Source organism: Castellaniella hirudinis, assembly GCF_047468865.1.
In the GTDB taxonomy this organism is placed as follows: domain Bacteria; phylum Pseudomonadota; class Gammaproteobacteria; order Burkholderiales; family Burkholderiaceae_B; genus Castellaniella; species Castellaniella hirudinis_A.
Genome location: NZ_JBLGTV010000001.1, coordinates 432,994 through 449,712 on the forward strand (window position 1 = coordinate 432,994; position 16,719 = coordinate 449,712).

The 16,719-nt window shown below is 60.9% G+C and carries 13 protein-coding genes; all 13 read right to left on the reverse strand.

Annotated features, from left to right (window positions below; all coding sequences use genetic code 11):
• Window positions 1-4: 4 nt before the first annotated feature.
• A complete protein-coding gene (locus tag ACMHYJ_RS01975; RefSeq protein ID WP_414244517.1) occupies window positions 5-691 on the reverse strand; it encodes a hypothetical protein in 687 nt (228 codons plus the stop codon).
• Window positions 688-1,593 (reverse strand): hypothetical protein, encoded by a 906-nt coding sequence (locus ACMHYJ_RS01980; RefSeq protein ID WP_414244518.1) that lies wholly within the window; start codon window positions 1,591-1,593, stop codon window positions 688-690. The genes ACMHYJ_RS01975 and ACMHYJ_RS01980 overlap by 4 nt, the downstream gene beginning before the upstream one ends.
• 7 nt (window positions 1,594-1,600) lie before the next feature.
• Complete coding sequence (locus tag ACMHYJ_RS01985; RefSeq protein WP_414244519.1) at window positions 1,601-3,643, reverse strand: hypothetical protein; 2,043 nt, start codon at window positions 3,641-3,643, stop codon at window positions 1,601-1,603.
• Between the two features lie 8 nt (window positions 3,644-3,651).
• Window positions 3,652-4,740 (reverse strand): hypothetical protein, encoded by a 1,089-nt coding sequence (locus ACMHYJ_RS01990; protein ID WP_414244520.1) that lies wholly within the window; start codon window positions 4,738-4,740, stop codon window positions 3,652-3,654.
• The gene (locus ACMHYJ_RS01995; RefSeq protein ID WP_414244521.1) at window positions 4,709-5,641 is read right to left on the reverse strand and encodes a hypothetical protein; all 933 of its coding nucleotides are present in this window, start codon (window positions 5,639-5,641) and stop codon (window positions 4,709-4,711) included. The genes ACMHYJ_RS01990 and ACMHYJ_RS01995 overlap by 32 nt, the downstream gene beginning before the upstream one ends.
• Before the next feature lie 2 nt (window positions 5,642-5,643).
• Complete coding sequence (locus ACMHYJ_RS02000) at window positions 5,644-6,387, reverse strand: DUF2793 domain-containing protein (protein ID WP_414244522.1); 744 nt, start codon at window positions 6,385-6,387, stop codon at window positions 5,644-5,646.
• Entirely contained in the window at window positions 6,371-10,240 is a 3,870-nt protein-coding gene (locus ACMHYJ_RS02005; protein WP_414244523.1) for a phage tail protein, read from the reverse strand. Before ACMHYJ_RS02005 ends, ACMHYJ_RS02000 begins: the two co-directional genes overlap by 17 nt.
• Window positions 10,233-10,460 (reverse strand): hypothetical protein, encoded by a 228-nt coding sequence (locus tag ACMHYJ_RS02010; protein ID WP_414244524.1) that lies wholly within the window; start codon window positions 10,458-10,460, stop codon window positions 10,233-10,235. The genes ACMHYJ_RS02005 and ACMHYJ_RS02010 overlap by 8 nt, the downstream gene beginning before the upstream one ends.
• On the reverse strand, window positions 10,457-10,696 hold the full coding sequence (locus tag ACMHYJ_RS02015) for a hypothetical protein (RefSeq protein WP_414244525.1): 240 nt from the start codon (window positions 10,694-10,696) through the stop codon (window positions 10,457-10,459). The genes ACMHYJ_RS02010 and ACMHYJ_RS02015 overlap by 4 nt, the downstream gene beginning before the upstream one ends.
• An 11-nt stretch (window positions 10,697-10,707) precedes the next feature.
• Complete coding sequence (locus ACMHYJ_RS02020; RefSeq protein ID WP_414244526.1) at window positions 10,708-11,520, reverse strand: phage BR0599 family protein; 813 nt, start codon at window positions 11,518-11,520, stop codon at window positions 10,708-10,710.
• A gap of 3 nt (window positions 11,521-11,523) precedes the next feature.
• The gene (locus ACMHYJ_RS02025; protein ID WP_414244527.1) at window positions 11,524-12,759 is read right to left on the reverse strand and encodes a hypothetical protein; all 1,236 of its coding nucleotides are present in this window, start codon (window positions 12,757-12,759) and stop codon (window positions 11,524-11,526) included.
• Window positions 12,760-12,761: 2 nt separating this feature from the next.
• Window positions 12,762-16,061 carry a tape measure protein gene (locus ACMHYJ_RS02030; RefSeq protein ID WP_414244528.1) on the reverse strand — a complete coding sequence of 1,100 codons (3,300 nt, stop codon included), beginning with the start codon at window positions 16,059-16,061 and terminating at the stop codon, window positions 12,762-12,764.
• Window positions 16,062-16,214: 153 nt separating this feature from the next.
• Window positions 16,215-16,718, reverse strand: a complete 504-nt coding sequence (locus ACMHYJ_RS02035; RefSeq protein WP_414244529.1) for a DUF6631 family protein — start codon at window positions 16,716-16,718, stop codon at window positions 16,215-16,217.
• Window position 16,719: the final 1 nt, after the last annotated feature.

The window sequence follows — 16,719 nt, forward strand, 5'->3', positions numbered from 1 at the left end:
GCCGCTATTCGATCAGTTGCAAAACTGGTCGATAACCCCTCGCGCTTGGCGCACCAATTATGGTTCCGTAGCTATGCCCCATCGGCCCCCATGTGCCTCGGAAAAGACCATAATTATTGGTATTGTTGGCAACAAGCAAAGTTCTGGAGCCAGGTGTTTCGTCCCCTAACAGGCCCAACTCAGCAGCTGAGTACTTTGCGAGTTCTCCATACGGAATTCCTTCGCCACTTACCCCACCGCCTCCGTACAGTCGATACATTATCTTGTTCCATTCGCAGCCGTACTGATGTGACGGATCAGCCGCCCAAGCGCCGCCGGACCATGGGTTGGAAATCGACCCACATAATGTCCTCACCCTGAACGTCTTCCCCCCTATCGACACAACCTGGCCGGTGAGGGACAGTAGGCCAAGAGCACGTAGTGTGCCGATGCTGACACCATACAGAATTGTTTTCTGCGCTATATAGAGCTTCTGGCCACCGGCGGCGACCCTCAACCAAGTGACATTGGAGTTATGCTTGGTTCCCGCCGCCGACGCACCGATCAGCGTGAGCAAATCATTACCCGATATCAAACCGGCCGCTGGTGTTTCCCCATAAAAACAAACGTCAGATGTCGGGCTGCAAACTCCATTGTCCCATTCCCCGCCTGCAGCACTCAACAAAGCAGGAAGCACGCGAAGCACACTCATTTCATTTCCGCCGCCAGAAAGCCGCGCCATTTCGAGCCCGGCAACTTGAAAAACACCAGCACATCGTCCCCTGCCGCCGTTAAGATCGGCTGTCGGCCACCAGGAAAAGTCACCCCAGAAAACCAAGTCGGCGGATAGACCCCCCCATTGGTCAGCTCCAGCACAAATGACGCAACACCTGTAGGCTCATTCTGGACCGAAAACGTGACGGGGCTGTTGACCGTCATGCTGAAATAGTTGCCCAGCGCGAGATCGATCGTGCCATCTGTGAGCGCCACGTGTTTTTCGGAGACACCAGCATCGAATGTCTGCCTGCCCCCAAAAACATTGGGCGACGTTTTGGAGGCCCTGGCGTTGAGCGCCTGCGCCAGATCCTGCTGCGCCGCAAGATTGCCGACGATAGCACCCCACGCCGGCGCCGACGGCGCGATCCAACGCGTGTTGTAATCGCTACCGTTGATTTTTTCCAGGATTTGGCCCGCGCTGCCTCCCGCCGGCACGCCGGGGCCGACGGGACCAGGAAGCGCGCCGAGCGGCCCATAGCTTACCCATCCCCCATCAGGGCGCCAGCCCACCGCGCACCCACCCTGATCGCCAGCGATGGAGAGCGGCACGTCCAGGTCGGCTCGCTGATCGCCGCCCGGATCAACGATGTAGATGATCGGCTCGCCAGCCTGTTCGGTGGCCAGCACAAATGGATCAGTCAGTGGCCCGTAGCCGTCCGGCCGCCAGTCCCGGCCTGGCGCGCCTGGCGCGCCTTGTGCCAGGGTGATCAAGGTTTGCAGCTGGATGACCAGCGTGTTGACGCCCCGCGCCAACGGCACCAGATCGCCCGGCAAAACAGATGACACTGGATCGAGATCAGAGATTCGAGTGTCGCCCGCCGTAGAATTCACGCTCATATGATCCTCACAATAAAATTTTTCCGCCTGACTGATTAAGCAAGCGAAGTCCGTTTTGCATAAGCAGGTAACGTTCGGTTTTCCCTGTGACAGGGACAGCGGCCAGCTGCACGCCGACAGCGGCTGTGTCGATATCGGCGGCGGCCCAGTCAGCCTGCGTACCCGGGTTGATAGAGATCCCCGCATAAGTGCTTTCCCATCCGGCGCCGATCGGTAAAACTGTTGCAGCGGGCATGGGCTGCCGAATGAACACGGCCCCGTTGTCGCCCACGACAACAATCCGCCCCGCATCATCCGTGACCGCATCCCTGGCGGAAATCTGGAGACCCCCTCCGTGCTGGAAGAAAATCCCATCATTCGAGATGACAAAATCTCCCGCACTATTGATCAAAAAGTACAGATTGCCAGTGAACGCGCATGCCCGCCATTCAACCGATCCAGCTTGATTGCCGAGCTTCGTCGTGCCGTACCAGAGCGCATCGTGTCCAGTCAGCGCCAGGCGTGTCGCCACGGCATCAACCCCGTCACCCAAAGCCAGCAACCGACCGCCCAGGTCTTTGATGCGGATTGCGCTCGAAATTAACGGGCGCGTAGCCGTTGGAACCAACCAGTTAATCCCATTGTTGAGTGACGCACGCATACTGTCTTCAGTGAACGCACCACTGATCAGCCAATACCCGGCTGTGAAGATCACAGTCGTCAAATTTGCCGTGATGCCTGCATCGCGTACCACCCAGGCTTCGCCCTCATAGGATGTGATGACACATCCGTCGTCGCCCACCGCCATGAATTGACCTGTGCTGGATGCGATTGCGCGCAGCGCAGCGGTGGCAGGTGTCGAAACCACTGACCAGCGATCGGATACTGCTGTATCGCAGCGCAAAACTGTGTCATCACCACAGACCGCCACCAGAACGGTGCTGCGAACCGCAATAGCCAAGATAGGCTGGCCTCCAAGCGTGGATGCAACCCCATCCCAGATCAAACTATCTACAGATCGCCAAATCTGCCCAGAGCGCGTCCCTACATATAGGGCATCGCCGGGCACTCGCACCGCACATAAAATATCCGCTGTGGTGAACGGGACGACGCACTGGAATGCTACAGGCCGAGCTGTGTTGTCCTCGATACCATCCACATCCGCAAATACTCGGATTGCGCGGGCTGAATCTCCGATGTTCGCCCCCCGGGCTTTGAGCATCATGCCGTGAATTGCAGGTGTTGCCGTCAGCGCCGCCTGAATGTCGAATCCGTAGATGTCGGTATCGCCCAAGGCGTTGCCCTGCAAAACGTCAATGGGATCAACCAGCAGATCTTGCGCCGCCACTGATGCGTTGCTCGGCGCAGCTACGGGGCGTTCGAATGTAGCCTGAATATCATCCGCCGGGCGCCCACCGATGATGCGAGTCGTGCGCCCCAGCCGTACGATTGGGGCCTCGCCCGCCTCGTTTAGTGCGTAGAGGTTGCCTAGGGAAAATGTCCGCTGATCGAACCCGGCGTGCAGCGCGATCCGCCAGGCGCGAGGAGATCGGTTTACAACCGTGTGCTGCAGCACGAACACGTCGTCGATCCAGACACGTACGTCTGCGAGCGCAATGCGCACCTCGACATAGTGAGTACGCCCGGGGCGCATCCGGGTCGTGTTCTGCACGGCATCCGTGTGCAGCCCGACCATCCCGTCGCGGCGCACCCGGGCGACCTCACCGTCGACATCCGACAGATCATCGAATTCATGCGTAAAAACCTGCAGCAGCGGCTGCACATCGTCGACCGCGAGGGCGTAGTTCAGGGGCACATGCAGGCCGAATCCGATCACAATGGGGGCCGTGTAGTCCGGCAGCCGTCGGCCGAACGATACCCACGAACCGCTCTCTTGCGTGTCTGTGGCCACGGCCGCCAGGGCGTAGCGGTCCGGGATGATCGGATCAGGCCGCACGCGCCAGTCCAGCCCTTGGCCGACGACCTCGTAGCCGGCCGCGCGCAGGTCGGCCAGCGTGTCCTGGGCATCGACGCCGAACCCCACGAAAGACTCTGTCCAGAGCAGTGCCATGACCGCTCCTACCGGGCCACGAAACCGAACTTCGAGCCTTCCACCAACGCCTTAGTCCAGGGCACGCTGCCTGGCGCCTGCTCGTACACGGCGCAGTGGAACCGGGGCTCTTCGGTCAGCGGCGCGGTCACCTCGACTTCCGTGCCCGAGGAGTCGACCACCAGACCGACGGCCCGGTCGTCGAGGTCGCCCTTGCGGGCATAGAGGACATTGACCACTGCCAGGACATCGTTCTCCGCGGGGAGCACGGTGTTGCTGCTGAACATCTCCTTGCGGCCGTCGACGTTGGCCTGCAGGTACGGCGCGGCCGCACGGCCCGGGTCGAGTTGGGAGACAATCCCATAATGCGTAGCGCTGGCGCTACCGACCAAAGTCCATTCGTTCGGGCCAGTGTCGGCGGTGGCTGGCCGGATGACGGTCGCAATAGGGCCGATCCGATCCGTGTATTGGCCAGCCGAGCTGTCGACCACGACGAAATCATCGATATCAATCGTTGTCGTCGTGTCGGGGTCGCTCTGTCCCCCCCACTCGATACTGTAGCCAGCCGCCAGTCCCTGGGGCAGTGGTGCCGTCACCTGGATCACGTTATTTGCGTAGACGCGCAGCTCCTCGTTGACTCGATCCACGACCACCTCCAGATACAACCAGGCGTCCCGAATGATGACATTTGCACCTTGGATGTCATCAACCACGATCCGGCCCGTAGTCTTGTCCCAATCGACGTCGATTGTGTCATTGATCCGGGCGATGCGTACCTGCTTGCCCACCGCGCGCCAGCCAAATCCCCACGCCATCAGCCCGGCCTCGGATGCGGAATCGAACCCAACAGAGGGAGGCGTCGCGCCGCCAGCCGGCAGCGTCAAGCGCAGGGCCAGAGTGTTTTCGTCGGTGCCATCGACGATGGCCAGACCGAGGCCATCGTTTTGCACGACATACCCGGCTTGTTCCAGGTATTTTTTGATGCCGGCCGCAGAGTGACCTTTCGGCACATAGTGCTCAAATCCATCCGAATACAAAAGTGCCATGATGGCCTCCCAGTTTAAATAAAGTAGCTTCGCAATCGTGTTACGGACGCACGACGATGCCACCAGGTTCAAAGTCCAAATCTTCTTGCGTCCAGGCGCTGCCGGACGGGGCTTGCTCGAAAACCGAATACTGATAACGGTAACTAAGGTTCAGGTCGCCACCGACGACCTCCTGTTGATGTCCCTGACTGCCCACCACCAGGCCCAACTGCCGCAAATCCAAATCTGTCTTGCACGCCCGCGCAACCAGGCCCACCGCCACAATCGGATCAAGCACTGCGCGGGGTGGAAATTTAAATAGATCCTGCGCTCCAGATTGCGCCGATTGCACAAAAGTCCCGTCGCTGACCGGCCGAGTATTGACCATTGGGTAGTGAACCGAACCGGCTGTGGGCACCCAATGCACATCAACATCGGCGGCTGGCATATCCGTTTCGATGGCCATCGGCCCATGCCGCACCGTTGATGCATACAGGCCACTGATGAGCGCAGTAGCAGGCGCAGCGGGACCGCCAAACCCCAATGAAAACGTTGTCATATCGACGGCGGGCGCAGGCAATGGGGCGACGATTTCTTGCCGGTTGTTGTGCCAGATTTCAACGGTCGCGGCGCCTTTATCGATAACGATCTCGTAGTACGCCCACAAATTGGGGATGGGGACTGCCGTGCTGGAACCACCCAAAAGCGTGATTTCAGCCGGCCATAGCAGATTGCCCACGCCCGAAATGCTCGCGATGGTGCCGCGCTCCGACGCACGGTACGCAAAGCCGAGCACCAAGCGGGGGCCAGCTACGGTAAACGCACGGCCAAATGTCCCCAGCACCGGAATCTGTATTGCGTGAGTCCCTGACTCCGGCCCTGCAACTACCGTCAACGATCCAGAGGCCAAATAGCCAGCATCTTGTAAATGCGCGGGCGTGTCAGTTCCCAATCCAACAAACTGCCCAAATCCGTCCATAAAAAAGATTGTCATCTTTAGGCTCCCATAACCGTTAATCGAAGCGTGATGCCAACGGCACTCAGGCCGCCCGGCCCGCTGCGTGTGATACTCAACAAGTCGCCGGGCATAAACATCACGGCAGTGGGCACAGTAAAGCTGCCCGCCGCATTGCCCGGGGCCCATGTGATAGACCCAATGATTACGCTCCCGCGATGCAGATCGTATGCAGCGGATTCGCCAGCCGGCGCGGCGGTGGCCATCGCAAACGAGCCTGGCGCGCCAGGCGGCAACATGCACATTTGAGCCAGAGGCATGGCCACCAGCTTTTCGCCAATAGCCTGTGGATGCAATGTGCTGATGCCGATGTCATAAAAGCGCGGCACGGGCGCGGGCGGCTCACCGTCGCCACCCTCGGTTCCGCCGCCGGCGGCTTCGGCCACCCACTGCGTCCCGTCGAACCACATAAAGCCAGCGCCGGCCGTTTTGGCGCGGTATCCATAGCGCGGCACATAGAAGCGCCATGATCCTTCGATGTAGACAGCAATATGCGTGGCATGATCCTGCCAGACCCCAATGGGGTTGGGCCCCACGATGTAGCGATCACCCTCTTGGGCCATTACTGGAGGTTCGGCTTGCTGGGCGGACAACACGGACAAATGCAGCAGCGCATCGATCGCGCGCATGTTTTCCGACATCGGGCCGCCCCAGCCGTCTTCGCCGTCAATCCAGCCGTATGACAGGCCCAGGTTTGGTGCAATAATTTCAGGCATCTGGATCATTCCCTAATTGATCAAAAGGCACCCCGCCGTTCCACCACTGTGTCCAGCTTCGGCCCCAACCCGGGCCATGAGGCGGGTTCCAGGCATGGGCAACGATGCGGGTCACCAAAGAAGTTCGAATACCCAGTTCAGGATCGGCAGGCGTTTCTGGCTCTTCTGGTATCTCTGGTTCTTCGGGATCTACAGGGTCTTCGGGATCTGGGTGGTATGGAGGGGCCCCGGGCCCCCCAGGACTGCCCGGAGAGTTCGGCGACCCAGGGGGGCCTTGACCTGTATCTCCATCGCCTGGATCACCTTCCCCAGCATCACCGCTCGGCCAGCCAGGCGGCGTGTAGGGGGGACTGGTGTCGCTGCAACCCGGCAAGGTGGGCCGGACGATACTGATCCGATACCACTGCCAACACTCCAATCCATCGCGTACAGATAGCAACGCCAGGGGGATAGTGATCGCCCGACAAGGCGACAGGGGAGTGGAGTGCCCCATCAAGCTGCGGTTGGCATTTTCACGATCTCGAACCAATAGCGCATCTGCCAAAATATCGGCATAGCTGTAGAACCAGCTATCGCCCAAGACCGTGTAGGTCTTTAGCGTGATCGGTGCCCATCCGCCTTGGCTTCCCGGCGCAGTGCTGACCACCCGTATCTCATAAATCACGCCAGGCTCAGGGCCAATGTCATCGTGCTGATGATCGACCACATCAACATCTTGATCGATTCGATCCCGATGCGTCCATGTCAGCGCCACACCAGGCTCGGCTGCTTCAGTCAGCGTGAACCATGGCGCGCCATCTACCAAGACACGCCCGGGCGGATAGGGACGCGGGTGGCGTGTTTTAAATTCCAATCGGTCTGTTGGGTATCGGCCGACCAAGATGGGGTCAGGGGGAGCGACAGAGCAAACACGGATGTTGATGCGCTCGGTATCACCCCATGTTTTTTCGTCACCGCCAACTGACAGCGAATAAAACCAGACGGTGCTGTTGGGACGGTGCGGGGCGGGAATCGTATCGACGCAACCCCGGGCGAATACAACGTTGCCCGTCGGCTGATCGAACGACTCAACCCGCAGAATTTCCTGGTCAATCAGGCATAAGGTGCCAGGGATGATATGTTGCCGATCAATATTCCACGCCCGTACCGACCACAGATCGTCGCTGCTGGCCAGCAAAATAGCCTGGACGGCCAGCGTCCCCAGGCTGGCATCCAGCACAGCACGCGCCACCCATTGTCCCGATCCAGAAACTTCAAAATCTGTCCCGCGATCTGGGACAGTGGCCACGGCATAATGCGTGATCCATGGCAAAGGCGCACGCTCGACCGCGACGCCCAACACCGAGTCATCCGACGCGGGCAAACGCCCTGTGATCCGCAAATCTCGGTAAGGCACCTCGTACACCAGCCGCTTCAACGGATGAGGCAACACCAGAGCCTGGGGCGTCATCCGAGCCAAGCTGGAAACCCGGATTCCATCATTACTCACAAACCCAGCGGCGTGGCGCATTTGCTGACGCGCCAGGCTGGACACCAAAATTCCGGCTGGCACATACGTCAGCGGTATCCGATAGGACTGCCACGATTCCAACCCCTCGCGGTTGGCGGTCAGGGCCACGGTCAAATGACGTGGGCTGCCCAGCGCAAGATCACGCGCAACCTGGGATATGGGCAAGTTTTCAATCCAGGTGTGCAGAATCGGCGCCAGTTCGCCGCGCGTCAGCGTCCAGCTCGATCCTGACACCCGACGCTCCAGCATCAGCGGCAAGTTGTGCTCGGCAACAGGATCGTACTCTGGCGGCGGGGCGAGGTCGCCTTCTTCATTCGCCAGAGCCTCGGGCGTCATGTCATAGACCCGAAGCACATACAGCACGCCGCCTTCTGGGCCCATATGCGACTCGTCGTGTTCAACCACCCGGTCGACTTGGCCCACGCGATCCCGGTGGGTCCAGGTGACAGTGAACTCGCTGATTGGATACGCCAGGCGCCCCCCTTTGGGCCACCGCTCACCATTGGCCAACACATGACCCGGCGGGTAGGGTCGGAAAAACCGCCAGTTGAACCACAGCCGGTCAATCGGTGCCAAGTGCATTGGCAGGGTTTTGCGCGTGGTCACCGTCAACGTTTTCGAGAACACTGTTTCGCCGGCGGAATATTCGCGCAAATCAGTGCCGATATCGTCCTGGTAAAACCAGACCGAACCGGGCGCATGCTCGGCTGGAATCGTATCCATGCAGCCGCGGGCGATCACCATCGCCCCAGTCTCCAGGTCAAACGCATCGATGCGCACAATTTCGGCATCGATCATCGCCGCCCGGCCCACGCGCACGCGGGGCAACTCCGAGTCATCCAGATAGACCCTCGTTTGTGTCTCAAAGCGACTGAGACCTGCGGCCAGTGACGCAACAGGAGCCCAGCTGCCGCCACCGCGTACTTTAAAATCCGCCTCGCCTTCCGAGCGCATGGCCAGCGCATAACGCAACGCCAAGGGCGACGGCTTTTTCGCAGCTTCCCCAAAGTACCCTTCGTCGGCCTCGATCATGGCAAATTCTGATCGCGGAAATTTTTCGGCCAGATCGACGTAGGGCCATTCGTAAACGATGCGATGCGGAATGATCGCAGTGGCATCCGGCTCTTGCCACTGCCCAGGTTGGATGCCGGTATAGACAGACTGCGGCAGGCCAAAAACGTCCTGAATGCACACCAGGGTGATAGCGCCCGACGTCGGCGTGCCGTCGTCAATCGTCATCACCCGTACCACCATGTCGACAATGCCACGATCCGGGGCGGTAACGCGGATCACGTCCGCTGGATTGATGTTCCAGGCACGCCGATCCAGTTTGATGCGCAGGCGCTTAAGCGATGATGCGACGGCTCGCAGGTCTCGTTGCGCGACACGATTTGCCAGTTCGGCGGTGGGCAGACCGGGGTATTCGCGGGTCTCGCTGATGACGGCTCCCGATGCGCGCCACCCCGCCAGGCTTTGCGCGCGCACGGCCTGGGTTTCGCCATCAATTGGAGACACCCAATTGACGACGATTTCGTTGGGCGACGTGGGTAAGGCAGTTGTGACGAGCTCTTCAACATCGATCAGACCCGTGTGATAATCGAATACGGGTAGCGCGGCCGGGTCATAGTCATCGCGGATCAGCTTTAGCGTGAGCAAACCCGTGGCGCGATCGGGAAAGAGAGCAGCGCCAATGTGATTGATGACCTGCTGAACAAACTGATCCAAATTGTCTTGCCGACGCCAGGCCAGGCACAGACCAAAATCTTCATGGATCAGGGCGTCCGCGGCGGCGGTAAACGACCCGACATTCAGCACGCCCGCCGGCAAGCCACGACCCCAGTCCCGATTTGTGGCCGCCTCATACAGCATATGCGCCGGATTCATTGCTTTGATTGCGCCCCCGGCCAGCCAGATGGTGGCGGCACCGGCGTACCAAGCCCCATTGTCCCAACCACCAGTGGTGCGCCGCACCCGAAATGCCCAAGGCTTGGGGTACGGATTCATGGCGGCAATCATGCCGTCAAACACTGCTGTGCAGACGCCTCGGAACGCGGGCAGCACACCAGAAAATTGACCATTCAGCAGGGATTTCAGCAGCCCATGGGTTGGTTGATCCGGGTCGCCCATCATGACATCCAGATCCCCGCGCACGCCCCCTTCGCCGGTTTCCCCACCGAACAGCTCATACGCATCGATACGGATGCGTCCGCTGCTCGATAGCGATCCTTCCCAGGCGGTGCGGTCACCGATCTTGATGTGGAGGATTTCATCCAGCGGGCCGCGCGAGAGACCCATGTGCAGGGTAAAAAAGTAGCGATAGCCGACAGTGATCGATGAACCTTTCTTACCCATTTTCGACCTCGGCTCGGGCCAGGGCGGCGACGCGAATCGCAATGGCATCGCCCGTGGCTTCCAGCGCAGACGCCGGAATACCACGGCGTACAAAATCCATCCAGTCCAGGCCCCGCAGCTCCATCCAGGTCTTCACGCCCCGGCGGCACATCCGCGCCTGACGCACGTGGCGCATGGTGACCATCGGGTCTCTCAAGCGATCGTTCGGTGATTGGGTCATTTTTTCTTATCCCCATCATTCTTGATCGCAGACGTTCGGTAATTCCCGTACCACAGCACTTGCCAATCCTTCAGCCAGACATCGCCGAAAACAACCAATTGCGGGGTGGTCTCATCGTACTGAGGAAAATCGAAATCCTCGAATGCGGCGGGCGGTGGCGCCTTTGGCTTGGGGGCCAATGCCGTACTGATCAAATAACTGGCGACCATAATCGCCAGGTAGTAGATGAATTCCACCTCGCAGCCCCTTAGAAGACCGGATTGCCGTCAAACGGCGACTTGCCCGCCAGGTGCGGAAATCCACCGAAGTTCTCTGCATTCCTGAATTTTGCGGCGCAGGTGGCCATTGTGCGGTCGCACCCCGCATAAGCATTGACGGATAGCCCAGCGGCAAGCCCATCCGAGAACCCCAACAGGCCCAACGTATCGCCCAAGTGCCAGTCGATACCCCGGCGATCCACGTGTCCGGCCGCCGCTGTCCATTCGATGTAGCCACCGGCGAACCACCCATCAGGCAGGCTGGCAAAAGCGGCGGATGAGATCAACCCGCCCCCCACGCTGGTCAGTACCGCCCGGGTCCGATAATCGGCGGCGTTGACGCGACAGCGCTGGTCGTACAGCATGTTCTGGCACTGCCTGGCCCATGTACGCCGCAGGCCGGCAGCTTGCATCAGCGACACCGTCGCGCATGTCAGCTCTACCTCGCCGGGCGTGGGAAAGTCCACCTCGGAAATCGTGCCGACATAGACAACGGCCGCGCCGTCGTCCCCCCAGTGCCAGCGGCGGATTCTCATCGTAATTTCCACCCCCGGCGGCGTGCCGATAAACAGCGACCCAGGCTGGGTCGCGCTGGCCATGGTCACCCGCAACGCATCCTGGCGCGCCTCGCCTGTGATGCGGATGTTGTTATTCGTGATAGCCAGTGCTTGGTAAGTCTTGCCCGCCACCGTCACCGCCCGATCGGCACTGGTGTAGCGCCATTCGCGGGCGCCGATGACGAATTCATACAGGTGGGCGGGCTGTGCCGATTGATTGGATATTTCGGTCTTTGGGTACGACATGACTTAATCTCCTAACGCCCGCAAAGATGGCGCGGATACGAACGTGACGACGCTTTCGGCGACGCCATCGGCATCCGTGATGTGGTGCAATTCGGTCGAGTCCTGATCCATGCGCATCGGTGCCAGGAACTCAATGCGCTGCACGTTCGCTGCCGCCAGCGTGGGGAGCGTGATGTCCAACCCCAGCCACTCGCGATCCGCCGCCTCCTCGATGCGCGCGGCGACGATCCGGCGGTGGAACACCCGGCCGTCGTGCAACACGATGCGGATGTCGCGGCGCGCATGCTGCCCGGGCGCTGTGATGTACTGGGTGTAGCCGCAGCGCTCGACGTAGATCCCTTCATCGGCCAGAGCGACGTCCTGCGCGATGATTAAATCGTCCGAGAATGTCGGTAGCCACAGCGCCCGCTGTTTGCCGCGCAGGCTGTACAGTAATTGGCGGAAGCGGTTGCGCTCGGCGCGGCCCTCCAGCGTGAACCGGTACTGCTGGCGCAGCCAGGCCGAGGTGCCCGTGTCGGTGATCTGCGCCGGGCCCAGCTCATGATCGAAAACGCTTTGCAGCCGGTGAAAATCCACACGCAATGCATCGCGCTCATTGGGCGCCACAGTCCAGACCAGCCGCCCGTCACGCACCTCGCCCGGGAACGAGTCGCTCCAATCGAGGGGATCGATCACGTCGAACCGCAGCTGCGCCTGCGACACGCGACTGGTGACGCGTGAGATCTGCACGTCGCCCACCACCCGCGCGCGGACGATCGGATAGACTCGGGTGCCTGGCCACCAGTGCAAGCGCGTGGGGTTGGCCAGCGCCAACCCACCCGCGCCCGCAGTGGCCATGACTACCTCGTAGCGCATCCGCGATGCACCACTACCCACCGGGGTCTGCAGCAACGCAAGGCCAGAGCGAAATTCCCGTTGCACGGTATCAGCAGGAAGGAACGTCGCACCAGGCGGCAGCTCAACGGCGAGGTCTGCCGCATCGTGATACAGCGGCAACAGCACCGGATACGACCCGACGCCGGTCAGCGCAATATCCAGGATTGTGCGCTCCGCGCCTTCGGCCACTACCGAGAACTCGAAGCTGCGCCGTGGCGCGATGCGCAAGGCCCGCCGTTGTTCGGCCCCGACTGGGCTTTGATGCACATCGGTCAGGAATTCCAGGCGTTCCAGCACGCCATCGGCCCAATCCGGGCTGATGGGCCAGACAGGTGTGCCGAGCCAAGGGTGGTTTGTCGCCATATCTATACCCCCAGGATCTGCCGAACCGTGCTTGCATTGCGGCTGATCACCGCTGTGATGACTTTTTCGCCCTGGGCGCTGGCCATTGCGGCGGTCATGACGGATTCGTCCAGCACTGGCACCACCCGGATCGCCACCTGGTTGCCGGGCGCCGCTGCCCGAGCAGCTGATGCATCGGCGGGCGGCGAGTCGGAGGCATACAGCCGCTCTGGCGGATGCACCAGGCCGCCGGCGGCGTAGCCGCGCAGGCTCTGCATGCCGACCCTATTGAATCGTTCCAGGAATGATCTGGCACCAGGCTGTCGAACCACTTCCCGGCGTGCAACGAATTCTTCGGCATGCACGATGCCGGCCGGCTTGTATTTGCTGCCCCGACCCGTCCAGCCGCCCGCGGCAAAGCCCATGCCCGCAGCGCCTTGCATAGCGTTGGCCGCCATCAATGTGGTTGCAGCAGCTTGCAACTGCACGGCAGCTACCGCAATAGCTGCCGCAGCCGATGTCATTGTTGCCCCGGCACTTGTCATCAGCCCAGCCGATGTACTAGTTGCCATAGCCCCCGCCGAAACAGTTGCCCCTGCGGCGCTTAATGTCCCTGCTGCTGCAATGATCGGAGTTGCTTGAGCCTGGCCAGCCGCTGCTGCCGTTGCAATTTTCGATGCACCGCCATCACCAGCATCACCACCACCAAAGAGGCCCATGACACCTTGCATTGCGCTTTGTGCAAGTGCTTCAGCCGCCATCTGGGCAAGGGCATTGACAACGGTTAAAGCCAAATGATTGATTGCCTCGGAAAGCGTCATGGTCCCGTTGGCCAGGCCCTGAAGCGCCCCCGACAACCCTTCGGTAATACCAGTCTTTAGAGTTTCGGCTAGCAATGTCGTGGTGGACTTCAGCACCAGAACCTGGTTGTCCAGTTCCTGTAATGCAGCCCGGGCCGCTTCGCCGATCGCGCCCGGCATTGCGGCGATCTCGGCAAGCAATGGCCGTATTTCCATCAGTTTGGTAGCCGTCTGACTGTGAATCGACAGCAGCCGTTCACGCGCCCCGACCTCCGTCAGCAGCCCCGCCTGCTGCTGGGCCTGCACAGATTGCTCCTGGCGGCTTTGCTCCGCATAGACCGCGTCCAGGCGTGTCTGAATAGCATCCACCTGCGCCCGGGCGCGGCTGGTATCGATGACCAGATCCAGCTTGGCCACATCGTCTGTGCGGCCCAGCTTGACCAGTTCTTCGCGCAGCTGTTCGTACTTGTTTCGGATTTCAGCAAACGCAGCATCAGCCAGTTGGCCGCTGGCACGCAAGTATTCGATGTCGATCTCGCGCATCGTGTCGTCAGCGCGTTTGTGGGCCAAAATCCGCGCGGCCGCTTCGGCCTCGACGGCTTCCGCGGCAGAGAGCACGCCGCGCCGCCGCTTTTCTGCCAGCTCCAGTAGCTGCACCTGCAGCTCAGTTTTGCCGTAGGCTTCGGCCTGGCGATGGATAGCCGTGATCAGTTCCTGGGCGGCGATGGCCCGCTGCGCTTCGATTGCAGCCAGCGCCCGGGTGCGCAACGCACCCGTCAATTTCTTTTCGGCGACTTCCAGCAAGGCCACTTCATGGGCTGTTTTGCCCGCTTGGGCCGCCTGGCGTTCCAGCTGCTTGACGAAATCCAGGGCTTCGTTGCGCCCACCACCACGCTTGGGCTTATTTTTATCCAGCGCGTCAGATTGCTTTTGCAGCGCAATGATTGCATCGAAACTGGCGGCCAGATTATCAATTTCTGCCGCCGTCATGCCCGCAGCGGCCGCGCTGGCCAGGGTCTCCAGTTTGAACGCCTGAAGCCCTTTGACGCCATCGCGGGCGGCGGCTGTCAGCTTGTCCTGCAGGGTCTTGGACATCTCAGCGACCCAGGCCTCGGCCTCGCGGACACTTGCTGCTGCTTGCTGCTGCTCTGCTGTCAGGGCCTGCGTTTCGCTGCCCGCATCAACAGCACTCTGAGCCAGTTGCTCCTGGGCTTTGGTGGCGTCCTCAGTGGCCCCAGTCAGTGCCCGATACGCTTCATAGGCCCCCCAAATCGCTGCGATAAGCAAACCGAAGGGCCCGCCCGCCAGCGCCATCAGGCCACGGCCCAATGTCAGCCCGATGCGCAACAACCCGCCCAAAGTCAAGGTGGCCTTGGCCACAGCGGCCGCCGCAGTGGTGGCAGCGGCCGCTTTGGCGGCCAAACCAGCGATCAGACCAGTTTGTGCCGCACCCGCTGTCACCGCAGATGCCGCCAGGGCACGGTTTGCCGCAGCCAACTGGGTGGTGCGGGCCGCGGCCAGCACAACACCTGCGACATAGCGAGTCACCAGGATTGCAGCCACCGCACCGATACCACGCGCGACGAGATCGAAATTATCGGCCAGCAACCCCAGGACGCTCACGAGGCCTTCGGCGGTTTGGGATGCTTGGCCATTAGCCCCCGCCCATTCCAGCGCCGCGTTGCGTAGCCTGACCATTGCATCGCCCAGCACAGTCACGGGCATTGCGTCGACCTCGACACCCAGCTGCTTGATCTGCGTGCGCAGCTGCATCAACTGCGGGATGCTGATGCCCGTGGTCCTGGCCAGACGGTCCAGTTCGGCATTGCTCATGCCCAGGGCATCGCCCAGGGCTTTTTGCAAACGTGGAACTGAATTGATGAGGGTGCGGTATTGCTCGATCCCCATCTTGCCGTTCATGATCGACTTTGAGACCGCGTCAATTGCCGACGCCGCTTTGACACTATCCGTGGCCGATGCTGCCATGCCGTATGACAGCGCCTCAATAAAATCAATCGATTCCGATGTGGTGTATTTAAGCTGGGTCAGGGATTCGTTTGTGCGGATAAACAACTCGGCCGATTGCTCAAACGGTTTATAGACCCGGTTGCTGATGTCCATCAGGCGCTGCTGCGCCTCTTCATATTCCTTCGTGCTGGAAGTAGCGTTTTTCAGGCGGCTGTTGACCTGGCCAATCGTGTCAACAATCTCCAAGCCCATCTTGATGCCAGACAGACCCAGGTAGGCACTGGCCAACCCTTTGACCGTTGAGGTCAGCTTGCCCAGCGCCGCGCCCTGATGATTTGCAGCAGCAACATTTTGCGAGATCGCACGAGTGGCACGGTCTGCTGCCGTGCCAGCCTGGGCGATGGCATCGGCGGCTGATCGAGCACCTGTGCCAGCCCGCTTGGCGCTATCGTCAACGCCATCCAGAGATACTGACACGCCCAGCAGGCCCGCGAGTGCTTCGCGGACCGTCGCGGTGATGCGCAATGCCAGTTTAAGTTCCCCGTTGCCTGCCATGTCAGTCTCGTTTTTCTGCGGCGCGAAGGGCCGCAGTCAATTCTCGATGCAATGTTTTTACGTGTTTGCCACCGGCCGCCGTCGCGCTGAGATCCACGATGCGCTCCTGGCGCTGGCGCAATGCAGCCGCTTGCGTCTCGCGCCAAAAGAGCATCAGCTGGCGCTCTGTGTATCGCCGGACGTCGGCGAGGGCGTGACCGTGCTCGATGAGGGCGGCATAAACGTGCCCCCAACCGACGGTAGCGCCGCCGCGAGCTGCTGAACCTCGCGCGCCACTGCCGCCCGCCGCACGATGGCGCGCCCGAAAAAACCTGCATTTGCCCCCCACCACATGGCAAGCAGCAACTCGCCGTCCTCGGGGGGCAGCGCGCGCACCCAATCGGCATCGACATCGGTGGCCATCGCTACCATTTCGATGACGACAGCGTCGTGCGCGCCGATCACGGCCAGGACGGTCTCGTAATCCGGTTCGCCCTTGCTGAACACCTTGACCAGGTCATCGATAAAGGGTTTGGCCAGCGCATTGGCCCGCAGCCCTTCCACGAAAGTGAATTCGCGCACTGTCACCTGGCGACCGCCGATGGTCTCGGTGCGCTCGGGGTGCAGGATGTCCAGGTCATCGGCGATGGGCTGCAGCGTTTGCTTGATATCGCCCATG

Excerpts from the sequence above, each read along its gene's own strand:
- ACMHYJ_RS02000 (WP_414244522.1), bottom strand. The coding sequence starts at position 6,387 with ATGATCCAGATGCCTGAAATTATTGCACCAAACCTGGGCCTGTCATAC.
- ACMHYJ_RS01980 (WP_414244518.1), bottom strand. The coding sequence starts at position 1,593 with ATGAGCGTGAATTCTACGGCGGGCGACACTCGAATCTCTGATCTCGAT.
- ACMHYJ_RS01985 (WP_414244519.1), bottom strand. The coding sequence starts at position 3,643 with ATGGCACTGCTCTGGACAGAGTCTTTCGTGGGGTTCGGCGTCGATGCC.
- ACMHYJ_RS02035 (WP_414244529.1), bottom strand. The coding sequence starts at position 16,718 with ATGGGCGATATCAAGCAAACGCTGCAGCCCATCGCCGATGACCTGGAC.
- ACMHYJ_RS02020 (WP_414244526.1), bottom strand. The coding sequence starts at position 11,520 with ATGTCGTACCCAAAGACCGAAATATCCAATCAATCGGCACAGCCCGCC.
- ACMHYJ_RS02025 (WP_414244527.1), bottom strand. The coding sequence starts at position 12,759 with ATGGCGACAAACCACCCTTGGCTCGGCACACCTGTCTGGCCCATCAGC.
- ACMHYJ_RS02005 (WP_414244523.1), bottom strand. The coding sequence starts at position 10,240 with ATGGGTAAGAAAGGTTCATCGATCACTGTCGGCTATCGCTACTTTTTT.
- ACMHYJ_RS02030 (WP_414244528.1), bottom strand. The coding sequence starts at position 16,061 with ATGGCAGGCAACGGGGAACTTAAACTGGCATTGCGCATCACCGCGACG.
- ACMHYJ_RS02010 (WP_414244524.1), bottom strand. The coding sequence starts at position 10,460 with ATGACCCAATCACCGAACGATCGCTTGAGAGACCCGATGGTCACCATG.
- ACMHYJ_RS01975 (WP_414244517.1), bottom strand. The coding sequence starts at position 691 with ATGAGTGTGCTTCGCGTGCTTCCTGCTTTGTTGAGTGCTGCAGGCGGG.
- ACMHYJ_RS01995 (WP_414244521.1), bottom strand. The coding sequence starts at position 5,641 with ATGACAATCTTTTTTATGGACGGATTTGGGCAGTTTGTTGGATTGGGA.